Origin of the sequence: Litoribacillus peritrichatus (genome assembly GCF_039537985.1) — a bacterium.
Classification (GTDB): Bacteria; Pseudomonadota; Gammaproteobacteria; order Pseudomonadales; family Litoribrevibacteraceae; genus Litoribacillus; species Litoribacillus peritrichatus.
Window position 1 is genome coordinate 1,106,905 of record NZ_BAABBN010000007.1, and the last position, 25,556, is coordinate 1,132,460.

General features: G+C 46.6%; 28 protein-coding genes. 6 read left to right on the forward strand and 22 right to left on the reverse strand.

All coding sequences use genetic code 11. The features are described from left to right. Positions 1 to 133 precede the first annotated feature (133 nt). Positions 134 to 757: a class I SAM-dependent methyltransferase gene (locus tag ABD744_RS14685; protein ID WP_344799282.1), complete on the forward strand. Its 624-nt coding sequence runs from the start codon at positions 134 to 136 to the stop codon at positions 755 to 757. Between the two features lie 132 nt (positions 758 to 889). Next, positions 890 to 1,792 (forward strand): AraC family transcriptional regulator, encoded by a 903-nt coding sequence (locus ABD744_RS14690; protein WP_344799283.1) that lies wholly within the window; start codon positions 890 to 892, stop codon positions 1,790 to 1,792. A 77-nt stretch (positions 1,793 to 1,869) separates the two neighbouring features. Here ABD744_RS14690 and ABD744_RS14695 read toward each other — a convergent pair whose 3' ends face one another. Together ABD744_RS14695 and rsgA are read right to left on the reverse strand one after the other, a co-directional pair. Beyond that, the gene (locus ABD744_RS14695; RefSeq protein WP_344799284.1) at positions 1,870 to 3,429 is read right to left on the reverse strand and encodes a hypothetical protein; all 1,560 of its coding nucleotides are present in this window, start codon (positions 3,427 to 3,429) and stop codon (positions 1,870 to 1,872) included. Between the two features lie 350 nt (positions 3,430 to 3,779). Continuing rightward, on the reverse strand, positions 3,780 to 4,910 hold the full coding sequence (gene rsgA / locus ABD744_RS14700; RefSeq protein WP_344799285.1) for a ribosome small subunit-dependent GTPase A: 1,131 nt from the start codon (positions 4,908 to 4,910) through the stop codon (positions 3,780 to 3,782). Between the two features lie 349 nt (positions 4,911 to 5,259). Here rsgA and ABD744_RS14705 point away from each other — a divergent pair, with 349 nt between their 5' ends. Then, on the forward strand, positions 5,260 to 5,763 hold the full coding sequence (locus ABD744_RS14705; protein WP_344799286.1) for a hypothetical protein: 504 nt from the start codon (positions 5,260 to 5,262) through the stop codon (positions 5,761 to 5,763). A 109-nt stretch (positions 5,764 to 5,872) separates the two neighbouring features. Here ABD744_RS14705 and ABD744_RS14710 read toward each other — a convergent pair whose 3' ends face one another. From ABD744_RS14710 to merR, 6 genes are all read right to left on the reverse strand, one after another. After that, positions 5,873 to 6,268: a hypothetical protein gene (locus ABD744_RS14710; RefSeq protein WP_344799287.1), complete on the reverse strand. Its 396-nt coding sequence runs from the start codon at positions 6,266 to 6,268 to the stop codon at positions 5,873 to 5,875. A gap of 115 nt (positions 6,269 to 6,383) precedes the next feature. Further along, positions 6,384 to 7,205, reverse strand: a complete 822-nt coding sequence (locus ABD744_RS14715; protein ID WP_344799288.1) for a helix-turn-helix domain-containing protein — start codon at positions 7,203 to 7,205, stop codon at positions 6,384 to 6,386. Between the two features lie 243 nt (positions 7,206 to 7,448). Further along, a complete protein-coding gene (locus ABD744_RS14720; protein WP_344799289.1) occupies positions 7,449 to 7,676 on the reverse strand; it encodes a GDCCVxC domain-containing (seleno)protein in 228 nt (75 codons plus the stop codon). Continuing rightward, entirely contained in the window at positions 7,673 to 7,960 is a 288-nt protein-coding gene (gene merP, locus ABD744_RS14725; protein ID WP_344799290.1) for a mercury resistance system periplasmic binding protein MerP, read from the reverse strand. Before merP ends, ABD744_RS14720 begins: the two co-directional genes overlap by 4 nt. Before the next feature lie 4 nt (positions 7,961 to 7,964). Further along, positions 7,965 to 8,306, reverse strand: a complete 342-nt coding sequence (locus ABD744_RS14730) for a mercuric transporter MerT family protein (protein ID WP_344799623.1) — start codon at positions 8,304 to 8,306, stop codon at positions 7,965 to 7,967. Positions 8,307 to 8,405: 99 nt separating this feature from the next. After that, positions 8,406 to 8,792 (reverse strand): mercury resistance transcriptional regulator MerR, encoded by a 387-nt coding sequence (gene merR / locus ABD744_RS14735; protein WP_344799292.1) that lies wholly within the window; start codon positions 8,790 to 8,792, stop codon positions 8,406 to 8,408. A 177-nt stretch (positions 8,793 to 8,969) separates the two neighbouring features. Between merR and ABD744_RS14740 the strand changes: the two genes are divergently transcribed. Next, entirely contained in the window at positions 8,970 to 9,302 is a 333-nt protein-coding gene (locus ABD744_RS14740) for a zinc ribbon domain-containing protein YjdM (protein ID WP_344799293.1), read from the forward strand. 171 nt (positions 9,303 to 9,473) lie between these two features. Here the strand turns inward: ABD744_RS14740 and ABD744_RS14745 are convergent, their stop codons facing one another. The 7 genes from ABD744_RS14745 to ABD744_RS14775 form a co-directional block, all read right to left on the reverse strand. Continuing rightward, positions 9,474 to 11,708, reverse strand: coding sequence for a TonB-dependent siderophore receptor (locus ABD744_RS14745; RefSeq protein WP_344799294.1), 2,235 nt, complete (start codon positions 11,706 to 11,708; stop codon positions 9,474 to 9,476). Between the two features lie 505 nt (positions 11,709 to 12,213). Continuing rightward, positions 12,214 to 12,678, reverse strand: coding sequence for a DoxX family protein (locus ABD744_RS14750; RefSeq protein WP_344799295.1), 465 nt, complete (start codon positions 12,676 to 12,678; stop codon positions 12,214 to 12,216). Between the two features lie 11 nt (positions 12,679 to 12,689). Next, complete coding sequence (locus ABD744_RS14755; protein ID WP_344799296.1) at positions 12,690 to 13,472, reverse strand: HvfC/BufC family peptide modification chaperone; 783 nt, start codon at positions 13,470 to 13,472, stop codon at positions 12,690 to 12,692. Next, positions 13,465 to 14,388: an MNIO family bufferin maturase gene (gene bufB, locus ABD744_RS14760; RefSeq protein ID WP_344799297.1), complete on the reverse strand. Its 924-nt coding sequence runs from the start codon at positions 14,386 to 14,388 to the stop codon at positions 13,465 to 13,467. Before bufB ends, ABD744_RS14755 begins: the two co-directional genes overlap by 8 nt. A gap of 29 nt (positions 14,389 to 14,417) precedes the next feature. Beyond that, entirely contained in the window at positions 14,418 to 14,702 is a 285-nt protein-coding gene (locus ABD744_RS14765) for a BufA1 family periplasmic bufferin-type metallophore (RefSeq protein WP_344799298.1), read from the reverse strand. A 31-nt stretch (positions 14,703 to 14,733) separates the two neighbouring features. Beyond that, the gene (locus tag ABD744_RS14770) at positions 14,734 to 15,105 is read right to left on the reverse strand and encodes a thioredoxin family protein (RefSeq protein ID WP_344799299.1); all 372 of its coding nucleotides are present in this window, start codon (positions 15,103 to 15,105) and stop codon (positions 14,734 to 14,736) included. Further along, the gene (locus ABD744_RS14775) at positions 15,092 to 15,568 is read right to left on the reverse strand and encodes a YHS domain-containing (seleno)protein (protein WP_344799300.1); all 477 of its coding nucleotides are present in this window, start codon (positions 15,566 to 15,568) and stop codon (positions 15,092 to 15,094) included. The genes ABD744_RS14770 and ABD744_RS14775 overlap by 14 nt, the downstream gene beginning before the upstream one ends. Positions 15,569 to 15,748: 180 nt before the next feature. Here ABD744_RS14775 and ABD744_RS14780 point away from each other — a divergent pair, with 180 nt between their 5' ends. Continuing rightward, positions 15,749 to 16,567: an AraC family transcriptional regulator gene (locus tag ABD744_RS14780; RefSeq protein ID WP_344799301.1), complete on the forward strand. Its 819-nt coding sequence runs from the start codon at positions 15,749 to 15,751 to the stop codon at positions 16,565 to 16,567. Here ABD744_RS14780 and ABD744_RS14785 read toward each other — a convergent pair. From ABD744_RS14785 to ABD744_RS14800, 4 genes are all read right to left on the reverse strand, one after another. Then, the gene (locus ABD744_RS14785; protein WP_344799302.1) at positions 16,564 to 17,850 is read right to left on the reverse strand and encodes an ATP-binding protein; all 1,287 of its coding nucleotides are present in this window, start codon (positions 17,848 to 17,850) and stop codon (positions 16,564 to 16,566) included. The two genes, ABD744_RS14780 and ABD744_RS14785, sit on opposite strands and share 4 nt — an antisense overlap. Then, positions 17,837 to 18,538, reverse strand: coding sequence for a response regulator transcription factor (locus ABD744_RS14790; RefSeq protein WP_344799303.1), 702 nt, complete (start codon positions 18,536 to 18,538; stop codon positions 17,837 to 17,839). The genes ABD744_RS14785 and ABD744_RS14790 overlap by 14 nt, the downstream gene beginning before the upstream one ends. 57 nt (positions 18,539 to 18,595) lie before the next feature. Further along, positions 18,596 to 20,362, reverse strand: coding sequence for a COG3904 family protein (locus ABD744_RS14795; protein WP_344799304.1), 1,767 nt, complete (start codon positions 20,360 to 20,362; stop codon positions 18,596 to 18,598). 140 nt (positions 20,363 to 20,502) lie between these two features. Continuing rightward, complete coding sequence (locus tag ABD744_RS14800; protein ID WP_344799305.1) at positions 20,503 to 21,057, reverse strand: DUF7691 family protein; 555 nt, start codon at positions 21,055 to 21,057, stop codon at positions 20,503 to 20,505. Between the two features lie 191 nt (positions 21,058 to 21,248). Here ABD744_RS14800 and ABD744_RS14805 point away from each other — a divergent pair, with 191 nt between their 5' ends. Next, a complete protein-coding gene (locus ABD744_RS14805) occupies positions 21,249 to 21,818 on the forward strand; it encodes a lipoprotein (RefSeq protein WP_344799306.1) in 570 nt (189 codons plus the stop codon). 22 nt (positions 21,819 to 21,840) lie between these two features. Here ABD744_RS14805 and ABD744_RS14810 read toward each other — a convergent pair whose 3' ends face one another. The 3 genes from ABD744_RS14810 to ABD744_RS14820 all read right to left on the reverse strand — a co-directional run bounded on the left by ABD744_RS14810 (position 21,841) and on the right by ABD744_RS14820 (position 25,521). After that, positions 21,841 to 22,125, reverse strand: coding sequence for a DUF2218 domain-containing protein (locus ABD744_RS14810; protein WP_344799307.1), 285 nt, complete (start codon positions 22,123 to 22,125; stop codon positions 21,841 to 21,843). 46 nt (positions 22,126 to 22,171) lie between these two features. Further along, complete coding sequence (locus ABD744_RS14815) at positions 22,172 to 23,329, reverse strand: ABC transporter substrate-binding protein (RefSeq protein WP_344799308.1); 1,158 nt, start codon at positions 23,327 to 23,329, stop codon at positions 22,172 to 22,174. A gap of 86 nt (positions 23,330 to 23,415) precedes the next feature. Further along, positions 23,416 to 25,521 (reverse strand): TonB-dependent receptor domain-containing protein, encoded by a 2,106-nt coding sequence (locus tag ABD744_RS14820; protein ID WP_344799309.1) that lies wholly within the window; start codon positions 25,519 to 25,521, stop codon positions 23,416 to 23,418. Positions 25,522 to 25,556: the final 35 nt, after the last annotated feature.

The following is a 25,556-nucleotide window of genomic DNA, read 5'->3' on the forward strand; positions in this document are numbered from 1 at the left end:
TCAATGTCGTTTTATCTTATCCAATAATATACTCAGATCTAAACATATATGCATACAAGCAATGCACTTGTGGCTGTATTTAATACATATTTGCATTGATATAGTTTTCCGGACAGTCAGTTTGGAGAACGTCATGAAATCTAAAACCCGTTTTTGGGATCGAATTGCTAACAAGTACGCAGCCACTCCGATTAAGGATGAAGCGTCTTATCAGCATAAACTAAAGATGACGCAAGAGTATTTAAAGCCCGAGATGGAGGTTCTGGAAATCGGGTGTGGAACCGGGTCGACCGCGTTAAAACATGGGCCGTTTGTGAGGCGCATTTTAGCAACGGATTTCTCAGAAAAAATGGTCGAGATCGCGCAAGAAAAAGCGAATAAGTCGGGGGTTGATAATGTTGAGTTTCGATGTGAAGCTATTGAATTGATATCCGATCACCAAGCGCAATACGATGTGATTATGGCGCACAGTATTTTGCACTTATTGGAAGACGTTCAACACAGTTTGAGTCATATTTATGATCGGTTAAAGCCCGGTGGTTACCTCATTTCCAGTACGGCTTGTATTAAAGACATGATGAGCTTTTTTCGTTATATCGCGCCCATTGGTTATCGGCTAAGGCTGATACCTTATGTGAATTGCTTTGGTACTGATGATTTGACCGAAGCGATCAAACAGCAAGGGTTTTCCATTCGTTATCAATGGCAAGCCAACGCCAAAGCGGCGTTGTTTTTGATTGCTCAAAAACCTGAGTAAAAAGGCATTGGTTATCGAAAGCGCCAGAAAGCCTTAACCATGAAACATTAGAATTGAGCAACTTTGATCAAGAGAGGTAATTTGGTTCGTTTTAATATGAAAATGCTGAGGTGGTTAAGAAGGTGTATTTGAGTGGCAGAGTATCAGGATAGGTTTGTAACAGTGATCAATTATATTGAGGCCAACCTCAATACTGATCTGGATACAGAGACACTGTGCCAACAGGCGCATTTATCCAAATATCATTTTCACCGGCAATGTTCCGCTTTTTTCGGCATGCCGCTGATGTCGCTTGTGAAGTTGCTTCGTTTAAAAAGAGCAGCTTATCAATTGGCCTATCGAGCTGATAAAAAGGTGATCGATGTTGCGTTGGCGAACGGCTATGAAAGCCATGAAGCGTTTTCCAGAGCCTTCAAAAAACATTTTCTGAAGAGCCCATCCGATTTTCGAATGTCCCCTGATTGGAGGCCTTGGCAAAAGTATTATGAACCCATAGAAACGCTGAGGAATACCGTCATGGATAAGACCGCTCAATTCAACGTAACTCTTGTTGATTTTCCTGAAACATTCATCGCAGTCATGGAGCACCGAGGTGCGCCACACTTGCTGGGCAATACCATTCAAAAATTTATAGCCTGGCGGAAAGAACACCAACTTCCGCCCAGCCAACATAAAACGTTCAATCTGGTTTATGATGATCCGACGGTTACTTCTTCTGAAGATTTTCGCTTTGACCTTGCTTGCTCCATAGCGCGGCCCATGGATGACACTATTGACAAGAGAAATGAAAAAAGAAGCGAAAAGAATGTAGGTGGGGTTGTGAACAAAACCATCCCGGCGGGGAAGTGTGCTGTCATACGTCATGTTGGCAGTGATGATACCATTGGGGTGGCCGTTAACTACCTTTATACTCAGTGGTTAAATGATTCCGGTTTTGAGCTCAGGGATTTTCCGGTGTTTTTTGAACGGGTAAGCTTTTTCCCGGATGTGCCGGAGCATAAGATGGTGACGGATGTATTTTTACCCATTGAGTAGTTGGTACATATCGGAAGATTAACCCTCGGAAACAGGCACCCAATGATGCCTGTTTTTGTTATGAAGGGAGAGTTAAATTATTCCGAGCAATCGTTAAAACAAATGTCGCTGATTTCTATGCCAAAGGGCTCAGCTGTAGAGCCAAGAATGTTGCTACCTTGGCTGATAGAGGCTTGATAGGTTCCTGGTTCTAAGACCTCAAACGTCTTAGTAACCCATTGATCACCGGTTCCGGGCAGCATATTGACTGGCGTTAATACTCCGGCGTCACCAAACAGGCCCATGCGAGTCATGCCTACTGTCATCAGCCATTGGTTGGTGCCGGTTGCTCGATAGGTGATTGAAATGCTTTTTGGGTCAACCACATGTTTATCTCGGATAAGAGCAGGTTGTTTGGTGATGGTGCTCTTAAATGAGATATTCCCAAAAATATCATTCCCGCTTTTTGACCACCCTTTCATACTCCAGCGAGACTGACGGTCGCTTCTGATGTAATGGTTTGCAATGGAACTGGAGACGACATAAGTACCGGCCGTTTCACCGTTGATATCAAACGTTAGCAAATCTTCCTGTTTGATCGGAACGACAGGCTTTCCATAAACCTTAATTTCACAACTGTCGCCGGGTTGCAATGTTTGGCAATTATTGCGACTCACCGTGTAGTAACTACCAAGAACAAAGCCTGGATTGGAGATATCAAAACTTTGTTCATCGGATTGGTTTTGAATGGTGATGCTGACGTTAGTGCGCTCATTGATTGGTCGTTCGCCCAAGTCATAGGCTGTGGCGATGCTGAGTCCGGCCTGTTTCGCATCGGTCAGGTTTAACCAGTTGAGGTAACGACTGGAAGCGGCCCAATGATTACAATCTTCAAGAAAGTTGGTGGTTTTCTTTTTATAGCCAAGCAGGAATTTATCATTACCTGAATCGTACACCACAGGGGCACCGGTGGATTTATTGGTTGGGTCAAGGGTGCACGTCGGAAATGGCGTATCTTCTGTATCAATTAAACACAATCGCTTGGCCAAAGGGTCGCTGGTGAAGGTGGGACATTCATCGGCAGATCCGACTCTAAATGCTTTCTCACCAATTTCATCGATCGTGGTGTTGTAGTAACGGCCTACAACAGTGACTTCAACTTGACCGTTATTCTCCAGTTTTTTGATCAGCTCATCCGAAGCCAGAGTCAGTGACTCCAAGCCTTCAGGTATGTCATCGACGACGGCGATGAGTTGATCACCACTGTAGGGATGGGTTTTGGTTTGATTAATCTGCTGAGGTAATGACTGGCTGCCGTCGGGTAAATTAAAAGATACCTGCGTTGGAATTCCAGGAAGAGGAATCGGGATAGGAACCGGTGTCGGAGTAATATTGTTTCCGTCTATTGATGCTGTATTTTGCGAAGGAATGGGAATCGGGGTAGGAAAATAAGTGGTCTGATCTCGGCAATCCGGTGACATTAGAATTTGATTATCACCAATGTAGCTGCCATTGCATAAATGTTCGCCGGTTGAATCCTGAACGGACACTAAATAAGTATGATTATTTTCCTGTGCCTGTACTAAACCGACCGAACCTAACATCACTAAGCCTATAGCGAATGGTTCGACTTTGTTTTTATTTTTAAATAGTTTCATTTTAAACATCCTGTTTGGTTTTTTATTGCCCTGCACAAAATGCAGGTATTGAGGAAATTGCAAAGCGAAGGCCAAAAAACGAATGCTTTAATAATAAAACTTGATTAAATTGTCAGATTTAAGAAGAAAACGGTTATGGTTTTTTTTATTAATAATTAAGGGTTATTTTTTAGGTGGATATTAAAAAATATTCATTATGAGTGGTTTCAGTTGGCAATGTATTGCCTACGGAAAAAGTATGGGAGGGGCGCTTATTATCTGAATTCAGGTCTGAACTCAGGTTAGAACTTTTTTGTGTCCATCTTATGCATCGGACGAAAAAGCGGCACCGAAGTACCGCTTTAAGTCAGTTACCAGTTTTCCTTTTTCATGGTTTTCACCATTTTTGAAAAAGCACGCTGATATTTTCGCTCCTCGTGATTTCCCAGTCCCCTGCGTTTGGCGTATTCATCTTCTCTTAAGAGTTTCAAGTAGTTCTCAAAATCGGATGTTTTGATTGTGCCTGCTTCTAAAGCCTGGCGGACTTTACAGCCGGGTTCTTCCGCATGATGACAATCACTGAACCGACAGTTGAGCGCCAGTGTGTGGATATCCGAGAACGTTTCATTGATCCCATGTTCGCTATTGAAAAGCTGTAACTCTCGCATTCCGGGGGTATCAATCACCGCCACTTGACCTTCAGGGTTGCCATCCACGCTGTTAATAAAAAACAGCTGACGGGCCGTGGTGGTGTGTTTCCCTTTATCGTCGTCTCCACGAACGGAGGCAACGTGTTGCTGAGTACCGGCTAACGCATTCAGCAAGCTGGACTTACCCACACCGGAAGAGCCAACCAACGCAATGCTGCTTCCGGCATGTAAGTACGGTGCTAAGTCAGTTAAACCTGTGTTCTGGTGGGCACTGATGGCATGAACCAACGAGCAATTCAGCTGTGTTAATTGGACAAGATACTCTCCAAGCTGTGTTTCCGAACACAAGTCGCTTTTGGTCAGGATGATCACAGGCTCAATGCCAGCGTCGAATGCGAGCGTCAGGTATCGTTGTAGGCGCTTTACATTAAAGTCCTGATTGGCACTGGTGACGATCCACAAATAATTCAGGTTGGATGCAATCATTTGCGGTTTTTCACCAGACAGCCGCAGCAAACGACTGATGGGTTCCACAATCTGTTTGATCCGCCAGTGTTCCTCGGCTTTTTCGGTCAATACCCAATCGCCAACGGCAATGTATTGGCTGGTTGGGTGGAACTCAGGAGGGCACATCAGATCCGTACTTCCTGATTCTCCAATGGCCTGAATTCGGTCACGATGGATCGCTGTAATACGAAACAAGGCATATTGGTTGACTGTTTGTGCATCGGTATCGTGGATTGCGGACAGCGCTTCAAATGAAAGCTGTACGCTCAGTTGTTGCATGAAATAGTGAGTCCAGCCGATGGACTGTAATTTGGATAAATTCAATGTTGTTGCTCCGGCAAACATAATAAACACGCCGGACGGACGACCTGAGAACTCAGGACATATCAGAAGATGTCAGGATAGGTATGAAAGGACTTTAAACCCTAAACATTCGCCGCCGGCAATATAACCAGTTCAATGTTCAGCACAATCATCAAAAACTCCTTTCCGGTGGCCGGATTAACAAAAAATGAGCCCTTATTGGGTAGGCGTATGATGTGATAAGTTTAAAAATTAATCAATGGTAAATGTAACGAAATAGATAACGAGCAGGGTGAGTTGATATGCACTTTTTCGTATACTGGGGTACGACTGTTGTGTATTGACCAAAGCAAACTGAAACCCGCCTTATTGGATATTAAAGCTGTTAGTTATGAACGATGTAACCATTACCTTGATCAACTTTGATCAGAAGCTCATTTTAAGCAAAAGTGACTACCAAGTTGTTGAACAAGACGAAGGTGACATTCAGTTGCTTTACAAAGGCGAAACACTTTGTGCGCCTTATCTTTATTTCCGGCCTCTCAATATCAGTGAACAGCGCTCGCAATACGATTTTGAAATGTTGCTGTTTGAGTGTTATGAAGATTTTCTGGAACCACTAGAACAAACCGTTGAAGAAAACTCAGATCACTTGATTGTTCGAAGCCGTTTTGCCCTCAGACAGGAGGACAGAGAAACACTCACTGGGTTCGAGTTTATTTATCCGGATGATGAGGGCGAATACCGCTATCAAATTGAGAACTCCATTGTGCCTTACGAAGACCCAAGAATATCAACCAACCCATTGGCACTAACGCCTGAGGGCCACTTAGTGGCAGAGCGAGTGGAGGTTCCGCTGGTGGGCTCGTTTTTGTGTCCGACGTCAGCAGACTAGCCCGGAAGTAAGGCTTCAAAAAGGCACCCTCACCGTAAGCTGTTGGTGCCTTTTTTAGTTTCCTGCCAATCTTTTATTGAGTTCAGAGTTCACTTTTTAGCTGGATGATTTAGCTAGGAACCATAGTGGTGGTTTTAGTCGGTTGTTTCAGACGACTTCCAACGATCAATAAAGTCAGAAATTCAAATGCCAGAAAGCTGATTTGAACAGCCGTAGTGCCATGATCAACAAATAGCCCTACAAAGCGGCCAGCAAATAACCCTCCTATTAAACACAGAATCGCAAGAAGACCAATACGTGCATTTTCTTTTGCGGTGAAGGCGAGGAAAATTCCTGCTCCTAATATCAGTCCGCCGTAAGCTGCAAAGAACTCCATCTTGGCGCCAGGCAGGGCGATATCAAAGCGCAGGGTTTCTGCAAAAAACTCGGTGGCGAAAAACGCCGGTAGAGAGAAGAGCACACACAGTACTGCATAACTTCTGACAATCATTGTGTTTGTTTTCATTATCGTATCCTTACTGGAGAGTGTTGGTTCAGAGAATAAGATAAATAAGGCTTGATTGATTAACTATTACCTCAGAGGTTATTGATTTCAGATTGTCGTTATCTTGCGAATGGTTTTAGGGCATTGGGTTGAGTTGTTCACAAAATTGTTGGGTGTCTTCATCGGCGGGGAAAAAACTTTCGATGCGCACGTCCTGAATGGCAACATCTCTCGGCGTACCGAAGGTGGTGAAGGTAGAGAAGAATTTCAAGTTGATGCCATCTTTACAGAAATGGAAATTAAATATGGCGTTGTTTTCGTCGCTTTGAGCTGTTTCTCGCCAGTTTTCAGGTAACTGATAGTCCCGTTCCAATCTTGTGATTAAGTCGTAACCGGGTTCACCAGGAGGAATGGCCAAGACTTCCTGTTGCAAATGCAACAGAATTTCACGGCTGGTTTCTTCCCAGTTGACAATGTGAGGCCGGAACCCTAATTCTGAAAAGTATACCTCGTAGGCATTTTGAGTTTTGCCAAGGAGCTGAGGGTTGATCAGAAATTGCATGAGCCCGATGGCTCCGGTGTTCATCATCAAAAAATTTCCGCCAGGGTCGGTCACAATAGCGGGAAATGGATTGTGCTGATCAATAATTCTTTGTATCGCATGGTGAGTAAAGGAAAGCTCTTTTGAGAATAGGTTACTTGCGCGATATTCCGGGGTGAAGCCCGCTGCCGTTAGCATGCCATTGGTGTTTTTAAACGATAGATTTAATGTTTTGGCAAGGTTTAATACAGTTTGTCGGGTTGGGTTGGCTTTATTGTTTTCTAATTGGTTCAGGTGCTTGGGCGACAAGTCGCACGCTAACGCCAGTTCCATTTGGCTGAGCTTGGACAGCCCTCTCCAATACCTTAGGTGTTTTGGGAAATTTAAATCGGGCATTTTAACTTTTACCTTGCTCATATTATCAATCCGATTTTTTGATTCATTCTTTCACCGAGAAGCCTTAAAGGGGGGGCTTATTCTTGTTTATAGGCATGTTTACATTCATGTCTGATAAAACAGAATATAAGCGGCTTGTTCTGTCATTTCAATCCATGGGCGTTTAGAAACTCCTTGCAGTTGCAATCATCCGTTTATCTGGCCATGACTTTTTATGTCGTACCTTACTTAATACCTCTGGAGTACGAGAGACTTTCCGGTGGTTTATTGGCCATTGCAGCAACGTAAATTTTGTTGAATGGGTGGGCATGGTACGGTTCCGTAGGAACAGTAAACGCAGCAATCTCCCGGTAACGGTTTCAGCAGCTGTTTACAGTTCTCACACTCATAAAACCAAAGGCAGGCGTCTGTTGGCATAGTTTCTTTTTTCTTGTGCTGACATTTTGGGCAGGTCAACTCAGATTCAAGAATCACTTCTGTTGTCCAGCTCATAACCCTGACTCCTTTACAGCTTCTGTTGAAGGATAACCGGCTTCTAGAGTGGCTTTAATCAATGCGCTTACATTGGTCTTTTCGTCATCAAAAAGAATAGTGGCTTTTTTATCATTGAAGTTTACTTTCGCATCAAGAGTGCCATCGACCTTCATTAATGCCTTTTTTACGGTCATTGGACACATGGCACAGTTCATGGTCGGTAAATAAAGCGTCGTGGATTGTTCAGCTGCGGAAGCAGCTTGAAAGGTTAAAAGCCAAATACAAAATAATAGTGTTTTCATTTTCTCATGCAACCAACAGAGGAATCAGATAAGGGCTCATTACAAGACTGGCCGAAATTACAGCGGCAACCCAGAAAAGGATTTTTCTACGCATTCTAATCTTGGGAACAGCGCAGGAGCTTCCTGCAACACAAGCCTCCTGTGGTCGATAAATTGCCCAACCACCCCAAAGGAACATTGCTATGACGGTTGCGATGAACAATGGCCGATATGGTTCCAGAAGAGTTAGATTTGCGATCCAAGCGCCACTGACACCAATAGAAACCAGAATGAAAGGCCCGGCACAACACAAACCTGCTCCTATGGAAGCTAATAAGCCTGTTATGACAGGAATTTGGGATGTCATCTTTTTCAAGGTTTCAATACCTGGTTAAATGAGTTCATTTAACTATAAACTCCGTATATTGGTACGGAGTCAAGGCATTGGTTTCTGAGATACGAGCTATTAGTGTTGAAGGGATTCTATGACGGGGCAGTGGCTTACATCACTGTTGGAACGGCACTGTTCTATGACGTTGTTCAGAGCGTTTTCGAGCTTTTGAAGACTTTCAATCTTGGCTTGAACTGTGGTCAACTTGTGTGTTGCAAGTTCTTGAACTTTATTACAAGGCCGGTCGTTGAGAGCCAATAAGGTTAAGATTTCTTCCAGCGTAAAACCCAGTTCTTGGGCCCGCTTAATAAACCTGATTCGGTTCACTACCTGATCGGGATAGTGCCTGTATCCTGTGGATGGCTTGGGCGGTTGGTCAATCAAGCCTTTTCGCTCGTAAAAACGAATTGTCTCAACATTAACATCCAGTTCTTTCGCTAGTTTGCCAATTGTACGTGCCATGTCTAAGTCGCTAACCGGGAATAAGTATTCTTAGTTTGCTTTTTTGATTAAACTATTCAATTAAAATTTCACTTTTTGTTTTATTCATTACGAGATAGAAGTGTCAGGCAGCATTGCATACACCTCAAACACTGGATGAATACTTATAATTAACTCTTACTAAAGGTTTTATAATCAATGCCTAATTGCCCAAAGTGCGATTCAGAATACCCTTACGAAGATGGCCCTAGCTACGTGTGTCCGGAGTGCGCATACGAATGGCCAATCAATGCCGAAGACGATGAAGATCGTCTGATTGTTAAAGATTCGGTCGGTAACATTCTAAGCGACGGTGACAGTGTTACTGTGACCAAAGACCTTAAAGTGAAAGGGTCTTCTTCTGTGGTTAAAGTTGGCACCAAGATTAAAAATATCAGACTGGTCGAAAGCTCTGATGACCACAACATTGATTGTAAAGTGGATGGTGTGGGAGCAATTAAGGTAACGCCGAAATACGTGAAAAAGGCGTAGTAAAAGCGCAGTAAGTTTACGTCAGTAGCTTTTGAAGGGGTTACTTATGATGTGAACGTTCAAATAACCTTCCAATATTACAGGCATTTTTGTTTATTGGGATAGTCCATTATATAAAGACGTAAAGTCGGATAAATCCGGAAGCCCGTTCAGGCTTCCGGAAATGAGTGATCAGAAGTTGTAACGCGCAGAGACCTGGTAGTTCGCCGGGTCGCCGTACATACCGGATGCAGCGAAGGTGCCTTTGGATTTGAGGCTGGTGTAGTAGACTTTGTCGCCCACGTTATTGGCGTTGGCTTGAACCACAAGATTATCGGTTACCTCGTAGCTGGCCATCAGGTTAATTATCGCGTAGCTGCCTTGTTCCGTTTTCACTTCCTGACCATGGAATGAAGTATCTGTACGAGAGATGCTGTCCTGCCAGTTGATGCTGGTACCGACTTTCAGTTTTTCCAGATTTGGAACCCGGTAAACCGTTGCGAAACGCACCAATTGTTGAGGTGTGTATTTGGAAAGCGCATCACCAGCATCATCGCTTGCATCCAAATCTTGGTAGGTGTAACCAAGGGTGGTGTGCAGGTTGTCAGTTACTTCACCCGCGATCTCAAATTCAAAGCCCTTACTGTTTAAGCCGTCTGCTGATTTGTAGGTTTGGCGGCCGCCAACCATGATATCTTCAACAGCAACATTGTCTTGCTCGATATTAAAGTAAGCAATGGAGGCAGTGAGTTTGTCGTTCATCAAACTGGTTTTAAAGCCTGCTTCATAGGCAACGCCATCGACGGATTCCAGTAGATTTCCACTACGGTCAACTTTGTTTTGAGGGTTGAAGATCTCGGTGTAGCTGGTGTAGAACATCAACGCTTGAGTGATGTCAAAAGTAATGCCTGCGTAAGGTGTTATTACGCCACTATCTTTACTCTCATGGGTTTTGCCATAGTTCTCGCCTTTGGTGTGCCAGTCGTTGATACGAGTACCTAAAATTAAGTTAAGTGGGTCGGCTAAACTCAGGTTAACTGCGCCGTAGCTCGACAGTTGGCGATCTTTAAAGTCTGCAGTGCCCAAGTCGTTTGCACCTGAATCCAGGTTTTCTCCTAGATCGCCAGCCATGGAATCCAGGTCATTTAGAGGGACAATTCCTGTTGGAGGAAAAACATTAAGGTTTGCAGATCCAGAAAATTGAGCATTGCTAATGCCTTTGGAGTAACTACCGCCCACATAGGCCTGGTGCTCACGGCCGAATGCTTTGAAAGGGCCTGAGGCATAAATATCCAGATTGTTTTGTTCTTTTTCTTCTTCAAAGGCAAAGGCCGCTAATGCTAATTGAAAATCGCCTATATTATCTGGCAAACCTTGTGCTGGGTAGTAAGGGTTAGCATCCACAAAAGACATTTCCGAATCCAGTTTTTGTTTCGTGTGTAACGCAACCGCTTTTGCTTCCCAGCCGTTACTGAAACTGTGCGCCAGTTCGGCAAATAATTGGCGCTGTTCTAAGTCGTAGTAACTCCAGTCTGCGCCTGTGCTTGATGAACGCTTGAAGCTCGTTCGGGTTCCATCGCTCAAATACAGTGGTTGTGCACCCCACATCGGGCTGTCCGTTTGGCTTTTCTCTATTGAGCCGCCGATGGTGAATACGGTGTTGTCTGATAGGTCCATATCAAACACACCGTAGACCACGTTTTTCTCTTGGTTGTAGCGATCAATATAGGCATTTTTATCTTCAACAGCAGTAACAAGACGGCCACGCACTTTACCCGATTCGGTCAAGGCACCGGAGACATCCGCTTCAGCTCGGTATTTATCCCAGGAACCGGCTGCGACAGAAACGCTGCCCATGAATTCTTCGGTAGGGCGCTTACGAACCAGGTTGATGGTGGCGGATGGATTACCGGCTCCGGCAGCCAAGCCATTGGCACCACGAACAACTTCGACGTGATCATAGATCACTGTGTCCATGTCACCTTTGTAGATCGAGGCCGATTCGGTATTTTGTAAACCTACACCATCCAGCTGAACGTTGGTGATATCGAAACCGCGAGCGCTGTAATAGACTCGGTCAGTCTCGGTGCGTTCTGCAAGCAAGCCCGTGGTGTTTTGAACCACCTGAGTCAATGTGTTTAGGTTGAAGTCGTCCATACGGGCGCGGGTCATGACCGATACGGATTGAGGCGTGTCCATGGCAGACATTTTGAATTTAGTCGCTGTGCCCATTTCTTCGATAGCATAGCCATCGCCACCCTCGGTGACGTTCGCCAATCCGTCACCGACAACTTCAATGTTGTCTGCGGTTTGAACGTTAAGCGTTTCCGCTGAGGTTTCAGCGTGGACTGAACCCACGGAAATAAGTAGGTTTCCGGATAACAGTGCAGTGATACAGGTGGCTAGCTTCTTCTTTTGAAAGTGCATTTGTCGTTACCATTGAGTGCTAAATGTTATGTTTTAACTGATGTCTTCCGATGTTGTGTTTTGGCCTTCCTCGCAGGTTGTTGTTTTTCGCCTGATTTTGCCTTGTTAAAGCCTGCCTCGATAACGAAAATCAAAAGTCTGCTAAGCCGATCTCATTGTTCTGAATTTATTGAGATATGTATCAGTTGTAAAAAGTAGTGCGAATACTAATGAGAGTTATTATTATTTGCAATTAAAACTTGGTTTGATAGTCAATTTATTTTCTGTTTGTTTTGAGATAAAACGCTTGTGAAACAAGTGATTATTGAAGGCCGGAAGGTAGAGCGAGGGGTTGCCGGTGTTAAGACAGAGGCCGTGAGAGCTAAGTTTAAGAGAGCTAAGGTTAAAAAGTGTTAAGGTTAAAAGTGCTAAGACTGAGCGCCTAGATTATGCGCTAAAAGAGCAAAGGCGCTCTTCAGGGCCAGTTGCTGACCCCTTGAGTTAAAACGAAAACGAATTCTGTATTTTAGGCTTTGGCTTTATTCAGCCAGGTTTTTTTCAACAGTTGATCCAGTGAAATTACGCCTCCACCATAAATCGCCACTTGAGCAAGCAATACGCCCCAGATGACATGCAGGTATAACGCTGCGGGTGCAATCTCTATCAAACTGACCACAGCGACGGCATTTACGACAGACAAAGCAACGGCAGAGAAACGGGTGAATAACCCGGCAATCAAGAGTACGGGCAGCACTATCTCGCCAAAGGTTGCAAGGTAAGCGGCCACTTCAAAGTTGAGCAGAGGAACCTGATACTCCTCTTCAAACAGAAATAAGGTGGTCTCCCAATCCTGGAGTTTCGTTAAACCAGCGAGAAAGAATACTTTAGCGATGTAGAAGCGTATGGCCAGTACGACCACGGAATGCAGTTTACTGAGTGCATTGGATACAAATTGATAATACTCGTGTGCCTGGTTTGCAAGTTTGATCATGGAGCTCTCCTTTATTCGTCAGATATAAACAGTTTTTCAATTTTGTGGTTTTCAAGGGCGGTTGAAAGCCAGTGGGAAAATTCAAATTTTGGGTGGCGATCCAAAAGTTCGTTCAGGCTATGGCCTGCGAATATGTCCTGAAACCATTGGTATTCGGCTTCTGTTATACGCTGTAAATGGGGTAGGTTGTGTTGCTGATATATCAATAACCGGCATGGCCCCTGATGTTTATTTATCTCCTTCGCGAGCGCGTCGGTATCCAGCTTAAACTGATCTTGGTTGCCTTGATGAGCACGCCAAATCACATCCACAGGGAAGTCACTCTCCAATAACTGAATACCGGGTGCCAGTTGAATGCGCAGAGACTCTAAGGGACTGTCCCCCAGCAAGGGCAGGCTCTCCACGTCAAATGGCTTCACTTGTGCTCTTGCTGTTTGATGCAGTCGCCACTCCATAACGGTCATGTCGTACAAAAAAGGGTAGTCATCGGTTAAGGGTGTGGTCAGCAGTTGTTCGCTCAGGTTTTCTCCCCAGTCTGCCCAATCACCACTGGAAGGCGGGGTGTGTTTCAGTAACTGTTTAGCGAGCTGCTTCATGGCTTCTTCTCCTAACAATTTATCCACCACCGGATAAGTAATTGTCAGGGCCCTGGCGGCTGTGGCGAGTAGGTTGTTCTGATAAACCTGTAGCCCACGATGAAATGCCTCACTGTGAATGGTAGTGGTGTTTTGCATTCCGAATATCAATGAAATCAGTTGTTGCTGTTGGCTTTTAGGATCACAGTTATTAAGCACGTTGAGTATCCTTTCTGGTGTTCTTCTTGGGGGTGGCGAATTGCTCTATGACCTGGCGCGCTTTGTTGGCTTCCGCTAGTAATGTTTGCCAGTCGGGCAGATTGTTATCCCACTCAATAAGCGTAGCTATCGGGCCGAAGCGTCTGATGGCGTACTGATACAAAGCCCAGCACTCATCGGATACCGCCTGGCTATGATCGTCGATGATTAAGGCGGGAGATTCGGCGGAGGTGTACCCCGCTAAGTGAAACTCACCGATTAAGTGGGTGGGAATGTTATCCAACCAACGTTTGGCGGTGTGTAGCGGGTCATCGGTTGAAAAGTTATGCACATTGACCAGAATGTTATTCAGATCTACCAGTAAGCCGCATTGACTGCGTTCGGCCAGAGTCACCAGAAACTCGGTTTCGGTTAAGTTTGCGTGTTCAAACTCTAAATATGAGGACACGTTTTCGACCAGTATTTTTCTGCCAATTTGTTGCTGAACCCGATCTACATTGTCCACCAGATGCTGAAGGTTTTTCGGAGTGTATTCCAAAGGCAATAAGTCACCGGCATGCACGAGGTGGCCGTTTATTTGGCCCCAGGTAAAACAGGCATGATCCGAGATCAGTGTCGGGTTAACTCGGTCAATCAAGGCGTTAAGTTTGGTTAGGTATGATTCATTGATTGAGGTGGCTGAACCTAACCCCATGGAGGTGGCATGAAGGCTAAGCGAGTAACGGTCAGTAATGTCGTCTAAAATTGCCGCCGACAGACCTCCGGCGGCGAAAAAGTTTTCAGCGTGCACTTCCACAAAATCAATCGAATGCGTTTCGCTCAGGGCGTCGCGATAATGGGGGTGGCGCAACCCCACGCCAACCCAACCCAGAGTATCAGGGCGGTTATGATTTGTTGTCGTGTTTGAGCGATGCATGACATGTCTCCGATTAATGTATGGGCCGATCAGGAATTTTTCTGTTCGGCATAGCGGCGCTTGGCTTCGGCTTTCAGCAGACCGCCGATGTCTTTGCAGGTGCCTTTGGCAACCGCTTTCCATTCGCCGGGATCGTTATCCACGGTGGACTGACCTGCGCAGGAGTGCGTTCCTGCTAAATTGCCGCAATCGTTTTGGCCTGCTTCTGCTATGCCGTAGCATTTTTCCTTACCACCGGCGTGTGCCGGCAGAGCAGAGAGGGAGCCAAGAGCAACGACCAGGGCCGCCGTTGCGATTCGTTGTTTCTGATTCATATCAACCTCCTTAGGTTGAGGAAAGTGTGGGTTATTGTTGAGCAGGTAAGTGCTGATCAGGTAATTGTTGATTAGATAAGTGTTGAGCCAACCATTGGCTCAGTTCAGCTTGTGATGTTGCTCCGACTTGCCGGTCAATTACTGCGCCGTCTTGCATTAACACCAATGTTGGTATGCCTCGGATTTGAAAGTCATCAGCCAGTTTTGGATCAGCGTTCACATCCACCTTGATTGTGTGAATCTGATTTCGGTACTTATCTGCCGTTGCTTCAACTATGGGAGCCATGTGTTGGCAAGGGCCGCACCACTGAGCGCTGAACCAAATCAGCTTCAGTGGTTGCGACACTGTTTGCTCAACAGTGGCGCCCTGAAGGTGACTGCGTTGTGAATCAGTCTTCTTCATTGGTTGCAGCAACGGATAGGTTTTCAATGCCGGACCAGATTCGATCTGCGGACTTCACATGGCCATCCACATCCGTCAGCCACTTTTTCTGAACCGCTTTGTTGAGGTTAAGGTAGAGTTTTCCGTCGTCGATGTAGAAGGCTTGTGGGTCAACATCCAACTTCTTGTTCAATGACACGCCCATTGCGCAATAGCCACCGAATTGAGGGGCATAACGCTCGGTGTCCGCTTTGAACAGATCGCGGTTTTTCTGACTTGAGAAGCGGTAAATGGCACCGTCATGAGTTGCGGTATATTCCGCTGACCCTTCAATGGCTTTGCTGTTGGTGAAATAGGCCACCGGGTCATAACCATGGATGGCCACATCGTTATTTCCTATGTTGACCGATGAGGCAAAACCCAGGCTGCTAAAGATCAAGGCGCCTGCCGCTGCGGCGAATTTCAGAGTTTGTTTCAGTTTCATGTTGTATTCCTTTTGAGGGTTTATAAACTGTCTGTACAAGTGTTTTGGCTTAGGAAATAAGATTGCCTTGCCAGCGATATGTAGATTACAAGGAGTGAGTCCGATAAAAGCGGCAGAGTGTTTAAAAAAATAGACCGATCGTCCAAGATCACCGTTTAGGGTTTAAAAGCAGATATGGCAATGGATGAACTCAGCATTTTGTTACAGGATCTGGATCTCAACGCCGAGGTGTTTTTCAGTGGCAGTCTTTGTGGGCTGCAAGCGTTTGAGGAAAGCGATAACACCGGATTACTGCACTTCTTGAAATCCGGTTCTATGACGTTGGTTACCGAACAAGGCCATGAGTTGCACCTTGATAAGGCCTCTGTGATTTTTATGCCCAGCGGTGGCCATCACCGAATTCAGATAAAGGAATTCAATGAAGCCGAACTGGTGTGTGCCAACATTCGTTTTCAGCCCCAGCAAAAAGCCGTGCTGGCCGATAATCTGCCCGCATTCCTATGTATTGATATTGAGCAAGATGCAAGCATCAGCGAAGCGGCACAAAAAATATTCGATGAGGCGTTTGGTTCAGAACACGGTCGCCATGTAGTGATAGATCGACAGTGTGATATTTTTATTGTGCAGGTGCTTCGCTACGTGCTTCGTCAGGGCATTGTTGAACTGGGGTTGTTGGCGGCCAGTTCACACCCTCAGTTAGCGCCTTTGATGCGTAAACTGACGGCCAACCCGGAACAGAGTTGGACTGTGGAGAGCATGGCGACATCGGTTGCGATGTCGCGATCAAAATTTGCCACCTTATTCAAGGATTCGGTTGGTCAGTCGCCCATGGAATACTTAACCGATTTGCGGCTTTCTATGGCACAAGGTTTGTTGGCTCGGGATAAACCTGTTGGCTTGGTTGCTAACGTGGTGGGGTACGACGATGCATCCTCGCTCGCACGGGTCTTTAAAAAGCGCTTTGGCGTGACACCTAAACAATGGCTTAAAAACCGTTAATGTTGGAGTGTTAATCTTACGCACAAGCCTGTTTCGTCATTGTTCATTTCCAGTTTAATGCCCAAACGTTGGCAGGCGGTATTTACTAACGCAAGGCCAAGGCCGATGCCTCCGGAGCGTCGGTCACGACTGTCATCCAGTCGACTGAAAGGCAGTAATGCCTGCTCTTTCAGGGCAGAGGGTATGCCAGGGCCATCGTCTTGAATTTCAAGATGTACGCTTTTGGTATCGTGAACAAGTCGAATAGTCACTTGGTTGGTGGCGTATTGCTCGGCGTTATTCAGCAGGTTATCAACGATTAACGTTAGTAAACGTTCGTCGCTGTGAATGGTGATTTCGGCGAGCTCACTGAGCCATTGAATGCTGGTGGTCTGGCCTCGCCTGAGTGTTATTTTTTGCTCCAGCCAGTGGCCCAGTTCTATTTTGGTGAGTTGCGGCTCGGTATTTTGCAGTTTAACCAGTTGCAGACTGTTGTCGGTGACGTTTTCAAGTTCGTCTATATAGCGGCTAAGATCGTTTATTAATTCTTGAGGGTTGTTGTCTGTCACTTGTTTTTGAAGCAGAGCCAGTGCCAGACGGGCACGGCTGAGTGGTGTGCGTAGCTCGTGGGCCATGGCACCGGAGAGCAGACGCCTTTCTTTCAGGCTGTTTTCAATCATGGTAGCCATGCGGTTAAACCGTTCGGCCAGCTCACTGAAAGGGGTGATGTTGAGCGCGGATAAGCGGACGGAATAGTCTTCCTGGGCGAGTGCATCGGTGGCCTGTTGCAGTTGGTTCAGCCATTGTTTCAGTTTGCGAACCGGCCAGTAGAGAAACAAAGCAATGGTCAGCAGTAACAAACTGGCAATGAGGGCAGCAGTGATAAACATATCCAGCGGGTCATTGTTTTCTGCGGCTTCTGATAAGTGTTCTTCATCATCCCGTATCCACCAACCGGGTTGATTAGCCAATTGCGCCTGAAAGCCACCTTCGTAACTGTAGACAATGAGCGTCGTGTTTTCCGTGGGCCAATGTTCCAGTTGTTCTGCGTCATAAGGGTAGAAAGAGGGGCTGACTTCAAAGCCGGACTCCAGTAAAAACTGCTCGGTGCACTCGTGATTTAACTGAGTATGCTGGCATTCCTGTCGGGCAAACTTCAGTAACTCCATTAAGTCATAAGCGAAGTCTTCTTGGTCATTTTGGCGCTCAATGTAATTGATGGTTAAAAACAACGAGGCCAGGGTCAGCAGAAGCGCGAAAGCCACCACACCATATAAGTACCAATAAACATTAACCGGCTTCATGGGTTGCCAACATGTAACCCACGCCACGCACGGTTTTGATCCAGCGTTGAGGGGCACTGTCGCCCAGGCGTTTGCGCAAGGACGATATTCTCATGTCCAAAGACCGGTCACTGCCGTCGTAATCAATGCCGCGCAGGGCTTTAAAGCAGCGTTCGCGACTGACCGGTTGGCCTTGGTGACGGGCTAATAACTCAAGTAAATCGTATTCGGCGCTTTGCAGTTCAATGACGGTGTCATTCACCAGTACCTCCCGACGGCCGGGTACGATTCGGATCGGGCCGCTTTGGTATTGGCTGGCGTCAGAGGCCACGGAACCGCTGCGTTTGAGCAAAGCCTGAATGCGCATCATTAAAACATCCGGCCGGATGGGCTTTCGTACAAAATCATCTGCGCCGGAGCGAAAGGCCGTCAGCTCAGATACATCATCTTCTAACGCAGTTAACATCAGTATTGGGCCATCGTAAAAGCAGCGCAGTTGTTGACACACTTCCAGGCCGTTTTGGCCGGGAAGCATGATGTCGAGAATGATGAGGTCCGGCGGTGATTGGCGCACACGAAGCGGGGCCTGATCTCCCCGATGACAGACATTCACCCGGTAGCCCTCGGTTTGCAGAAACAGTGTCAACAGGCGACTGATTTCGGCATCGTCTTCTACGATCAGAAGATGTTTATCTTGTTGTGCGCTCATAATCCGGTTGTACTTTTTCTGAAAAGTTGTGCGTTCAGTGGTCAAGCCTTCCGATGGTTACGGAAGGCGGTTCAAGCTGAGTTCTTCGTCTCTGAATTCAATGACATCAATGTTGACCAGTTCGTCGTGTCCGTCTCTGCCTGCAACAGAGTCAATCACATGCCAGACTCCATCGCGTTGCTCTACCTGGTATTCACGACGCAAACCGCTGAATAACACCACATCTTCATCGCCGGTGTTGCCATCTATGCGGTTGTCACCTGCGTTGCCCTGCAATACGTTATTGCCATCATTGCCAAGTATATGGCTGTTGTTGCTGCCTGTCAGGTAAACGTGCAGCAGATGTTGAGATTGATGAGTATAGGGTTTGTCAGCCTGATGGCTCAGCGAAAAGGTTTCTCCGGCGGGGAAATCGGCACTGATTGGCATGGCGCTGTATATACGATTCGGCCAGATTTCTTCAATCAAGGTTAGGCCGTTGGGGTCTTGCGTTTGTTGCGCAGTACGGTTGATGCCTAAATAGCCGTCCAACCCTTCATCTGTGTGACCCCATAAACCGTAGTAACCTTCGACAGCGGCTGCAAGGTATTCATAGTTTTGGCTGGTGTAGCCATTTTGGTCGGTTTCTGAATTCCACTCGGCTATGTCTTCTGCACTTGGGTTCCAGACGTTGTCCATCAGGGCGTTTTCTGCCAATGTGACGATGCGTTGCTGCAATGCTTGTTCTGCAGGCGCTAAGCCATGACCCTGAACAAGATGCAGTACTTCCTCGTAAGTCGCATCCCGACCGTCAACGGTGAGGCGGTTAAGATAGTTGTTATCCCCTTCGACAAATATTTCGGTGGCGTAAAGATCCTGACCGTGCTCCGCCAGAGGCAGTTCACCTAAGCTGCCCTCGAATGCGTTTTGGGCATCCTGCTCGGTAGCGAATACAAACAGGCTGGCTTGATCGTCGCCCAACTTGTTGGCAATGGAATCTTTGTTTAGCAAACCTTCAACGTTGCTCAGGTAGTGGGCCATGACTGAACGGGCTTTGGACATTTGCAGTGAGGAAACACCGTCGGCGCCAAAAATGTGGATAGGCTTATTGTTGGCTGCATCAACCCAGGTGTACTGGCTGAACTGAACAGCAATGGCGGAATCTGTTAAAGCATGGTGAGTAATCATACTCAACTCTTGGTCTGTGGTATTACGAGTCGTGATGTTGTACCTGATGCGCTCCTCGTGACTCATCCAGTGGATGTTATTGGCGTCCGCTGCCTGAATGGTAAACCAGTAAAAATCCGGATCAATGCCGATGGCCTGGAAATAGTCTAAGTAGAGGTCATGGTCTTCATGGCCGCGAGGTAGGGTAGAGGCATCAGTAATGTCTTCGGTTGCCCAGGAATGAACACCGACCAACACATCTTGAGCGGCAAATCGCTCATTGCCTGCCAGAAATAAATCCACTCCGCCGGATGAAATATGACCACCCGGTGGCAGGTAGGTGTTCAGGCCCAGCTCATGCAAACGCAAGCCCGCCTGTAAATTGGCTTCGTCGTCTGATGATCCGGGGACTTCTTGCATGACAATGGTTTTAACCTGAGGGTTGGCGCTGACCAGCCTGTTCAGTTCTGAAACAATAGTGCCGGTGATTTCGCCATCCATGATCGCCCAGTCTCCTCGCACAGTGAACAGTTCACTTTGATAGGCGCCTGCGGATGTGCCGGTATTGGTATTTTTGTTATTTGAGTTATTGCTTGAAGATGAATCGCTGCAAGCGGATAACCCCAATACCGCCAGAAGTGACGCGGCCAGTATTAAGGCTTTGTTTGTTATTTTCATTTTGCTCTCCTGTGAAGCTTTTATGAATTGAGAGCAAGCTTAAACAGGAGAGGACGAATATCAGATATCGCAAATGTCTGAACTTTGTCAGCAGATGTAAGGAGGGTTGATTAGGCTGAGATCAAGTGCGCTACGCCAGATCAATAAAGGAAAAGAATGACATCGCCTTCCATTTCGCGGGCTTCTTCTATCCAGCCTGAAAACTCCGCCTTTTGCTCATCGGTGACGCCAGAGGCTTGTATGTGTTCTTCTGCGGCTTGCAGGTCCGCATTAAAAATGCTGTAGACGACCGGGAAATCATCCGGTACTGGCAGTTTGATGTCGCCTTTTTCATCTAAACAGAATAACTTAATGGCTGGACAGCCACCCAAGTGCTCCATAACTCCCAACCCGGATGGATACCATGCGTTGTTGTTGCTCGGACTGCTTTGGCTGATAAACGAGACTAATTTTTCCATCAAATACCAGTGTTTTGCTCCTTCGGCCTTGATATCAAATTCCTTTCCGTTGAGGAACGCCCTTAATATTTCTCTTTCTGTTGGGTAATCAGGGGCTTCGAATTGCTCATCCAGTTCACCTGAACCGAACATATTGTAAGAGGTCATTAATTTGTCTTTGAACTGCTGATCATCAATGCCATAAATGGTGGGGAAGTTTGACAGAAACGTGGCGTAAGGAATCACTCCGTAACTCATGTTAATAATCCTTTATTTTTTGGGTGGGTAGAACTCAGGGTTGGGCAAAAGTGAATTCAGATTATTTCAACTTTCTTCATAGGAAAGGGTTTTTTAGCCTAAAGGGGCATTAAAATCAATAGAGTGTTGATCGTATGGTTATATAATGTGCCGGAATTGTCTTCAGGCGATGTTACTAAGCGAGAGTTCTAATGAAACGTTTCATACTTCTATTTTTGATTACGACTTTTCTGGCAGGATGCACTTATTATCGAGGGCCGAACTACCGGGATACCAGCAGTTCTGGTGGTAGGAAAACCGGAGAAACCTTTTTTGGGAGCTTAGAAACCAAAGACAAAGCCAATAAATATAAAATTGCCTTCGATTTTTCTTATAAATACCGAAATGGAGAACGTGAAAGATACCCAAGTGGTCGGGATTTTAAACTCACTAAGCAGTATTCCTTAAAGGCGGATCAGCCCGGTTTTAAAGAGGGGACGTTTGTCTCGGACTATCAGACGATTGCTGAGTTTAATACTCAAGGTATTTGGGATTTTGAAAGAGATGCCTGTGTGCTGCAATTGGCCAATGAAGAAAGTGGTTTGTTGGTGATCTTAACCGGGAAAGTCGAGCGGCGTGTTGAAAGGTATACCGGATCTGGCCATTACCATACTTACATGGCGTATCAGGTTCAGGAGAGTTCGATTCCTGAGCTGGTGGGTGAGGTCTTTCATGGCAAGCCTCGGTTTTTCAGTTGTGCACCTGAGGATGTGGCGCCCTAGGGCACCACTCTCACCGAATTTACTAGGTAGACTGCCAGTTTAACTCAATATTCTTGAGTTCTTTCAACAAGGGCACATGGCCGGAAATAATGCCCTTCACCGCTTCTAACGCATCTTCATTCTGAGCTTCGCAAAGGAAGTGCATGGTGTTGTTGGCCACTGAAAAATAACAGATGCCCATGGGAAAGTGGATTGTGGCTTGTGACGCTTGGCGGGTGACTTCTACCTTTCGGGCGAAGTGTTTGCTGAGCATGTCCTGGTACTTTTCGGCTTTTTCAGTGTGGACGGTTAATGCTGTCTGTAACATGGTTTTCCTTATTATCTCACTCATCTTTTTGACGTTTATTGGTTTGTTATTTGAGGTTGATGGCGTAAGTGCCTTCCAACTGAATGGGGCCAAAACCGTGAAGTAGCTCATTCAGTGTGTGCTCGGGGTTTAGGTCTGCGAACAGTGCGGGGTGCAACCAGGTGGCGAGTTTTTCAATGGCGTATAAGTTAAGCGGTGAGTTGTAAAAATGGTGCCAGAGGCCATAGGCGTTGCCGGCTTGCATGGCATCTAACTCAGTAAATTGACGCAGTTTAATGAGGTCTGTTAACGATTGTCGTGCCCGATTCTGACTGACGGCAGCGCCTAATACGGGGCTTTCATAATGGCCTTCGGTGTTCTGAGTTTCTGAGCCGGAAGAGGTGGCGACATAAAAATCAAAGTGGGTGCTCAGTACGTGCTCTGTGCTGAGTTGCCCGACAGAACCGGTCAGTAAACCGTCTGCGATGCTGGTTCCTCCTGCAATACGCGCCATGTCGGCGAACATTCCTTTGGCGACACTCATGCAACAGGTTTGTTTGGCACTGGCCCGTAAATCAAAAAGTACTTTTGGGTAGTCTTTGGTTGACAGCGTTGCGACCCGTTGCTGAATGGTGGCGATGCTGGATCGGTAGCGTTCGGCATAACGTTGGGCAGATGCTTCAAAGCCTAACACTTTACCGACAATTTCGACGCTTTTCGCGGTATTGTTAATCGGGTCTTCCCGAAAGTCGATGAATACAATTTTAATCCCCACCGCCGTTAATTGGTCAATGATGTGCTTGGAACGTGCGCCGGGGCCATGACCGTTGAGTCCGAAAATTGCCACTTCCGGCTTCAGAAGTATGATCTTTTCGACGCTGACGCTGCTTTCGTTGGTTTGCCCAAACGTAGGGATGTCTTCAATTTCGGGGTAAGCCGTTTTGAATTGTTGAAAACCTGCAGGGTCATAGAGCCGAAACTCATTCATCATACCGGCGATTTTGTCTAAGGGTTGTTCGACTCCGAGCACGCCTAAGATCGCCAGAAACCGACCTTCACCGAGAATGATTTTCTTTGCCGGTTGTTGCAGGGTAATTGCTCTGCCTGCAATGTCGGTGAAATGGATTTCAGCGTGCACCGTTGACAATGAAGCAGTGGCTAAAAGCAGGGCGATGAGTGTGCGAAGCAAGGGGCGTTTCATGGGGTTTTTCATAGATCTTCTCATGGGGCTTCCTGGACTGCGTATTCGCTTTAAAACCGGATAATTAACAATAGGGCTTTAAAGCGAACGCTTTCGTCAGAATGATTGTTTTAGAATCGATAGGCGAGAGATGCACGAATGTCTCTGCCCGGTTCCGGTAGACCAATAGGGTCGGCGTCTTCGCTGGTGGAGAAAAACGAGCCCTGATCGAAATAAAACTTATCAAACAGGTTGTTGACCGCAAGACCCAGGGTTAAATCTTCCATAGGTAGCCACTGAACGTAGACATCATGAATGCCGTATCCGGCTTTTTCAGCCTGACCTTCGGGAACGTCGGTGAGACGTTCTACGAAACGGCCATTCCAGCCCAGTGAAAGCGCGTCGTTCATCTGGTACTCGATGCCTGTTGTCCAGGTCCGGCCATAAGAGGTTCCTAATCCCATATCACCACTGGACAGAGGTTTGCCGTCTAATTCCGGTTTGCTGTGTGATACGCCAAGGTTGAAGGTTAGCTCGTTCCAGAAATAGGCCATGCGCAGGGCATAACCTTCGACCTCGACATCATCCGTATAGCTGTATCTCAGGGCGGTGGCTGCGTCGGTAATCTGGGCGTTTTGGATGGTTTGTTTGTAAATCTCACCACTGGCTGCAAAGTCGTCGCCTTCAAATTTAAAGCCCAGTTCAATGTTGTTGGATTCTTCCGCTTTGACTTCGCCAAGGGCGACGTCGCCAGACTTAAAATCCGCGCCGGTGTAATTACCCAGCGTGGTGTTCAGGTAGGGAAATTCAAGATACCAGACTTCCGGGCTGCTAGTGCCTTTGAAAGCCGTTGCGTACCCAACGAACAGCTCCAGCTCCTCGGATGCATCAAAACTCAAGGTCGCATTCGGGCTGATGGCATTGTCGGAGAAGTTTTCGCCTTGGTTGTCGGTGTAGTCGTAATCATCGAAACGGGCACCTGTGCTGAGCCGGAGGTTGCTCAACAGTTGCAGATCCGCTTGCACATAAGCGGCTTTAACTTCTGTTTCTTCATCATCAAAATCTGAGACAAAAGCTTCAATCAAATAGGCGGAGTCCTCCCGATATTCGGCACCGTATGTGATGGCGTGATCACCGGTCAAACTGGTATTTCGCAGGTTAAGGCCGGTACTTTTAACGCCGCCACCGTGATGTTTGCCGTTGTAATAATCTCGGTAGGTCCAGGTGGGTGGTGGCCCGGCCGGTGGCCAAACCGCAGCGTATTGGTCGCCTTTTTTGGTTAGGTAGTGGTCGTTATAGTAAAGAGTGGTCGACAGATCTATGAGTTTGGAATCGGGGTTGTAACCGTAATTGAAGGTGGCTGATTTTCTGTGGGTTTCCTGAGGTACCAAGGTACTGGGGTAAACGGGATGAATCCCAATGTTTACCATGTTCGGGCGTGACAGGCGATCCCCATCGTCGTCGTATTCTTCGTAACTTAAACCAAGATAGTGGTCTTCAGACAATTGGCCGCTGAGCTTTAGGCGCACGCTTTGTTGTTCGAACTCAGTATTTTCAACCTCATCGCCGTGCCCGTCACTGTAATTCTCGTCGGCCTGGAATTGGGTGACGCTGGCCAATAAGCCGAAGTCGTTGTTAAACATGCCATAGGCACTTAAATGATTTTTCCAGCCATGGTTGTTGCTGAAATAGGCGCTTTTGATGAGTCCTCCAAAACGTTGCCCGTTTTGTTGCATGTCTTTGGCGTCTTTCAGTGTGAAGTGGATGGCGCCCCCCAACGCACCGGCACCATCGGTGGCATTACCAGCCCCTGCTTTTACCACGACATGTTTGATCAATTCAGGCTCAATGTTGACCCGCCCCTGATGGTGGTACAAATAACCGGCTTGGGTGGCGCCATCAATGGTGACATTGAGTAGGGTGTCTTCCAGACCGCGCACGTAAATCTTCTGGGCGACGGGTAAACCGCCGCCGACGGTAATGGACGGCTCGTGGCGGAACATGTCTTCGAGATCCGAGATCTGGCGTTTTTGAATAAGGTCAGAGGTCATGGCGACATTGAAGCCTGCTTCATCTGAACCAATGACTTGTATTACTTCATTGGCTTGTACGTCAGTAAGGCCATTATTTGCTGAGTGTTGGTCTGAATTACTTGAGGTTTGCGCGTAGGTAATATTGGCTGCGGCTACAGCCAAAGTCAGACAGCTGACTTTACTCGCGAGCTTGTGTTTCTTCATTACCTGTTCCTTTATTAGGTTTTTTTATCGACATT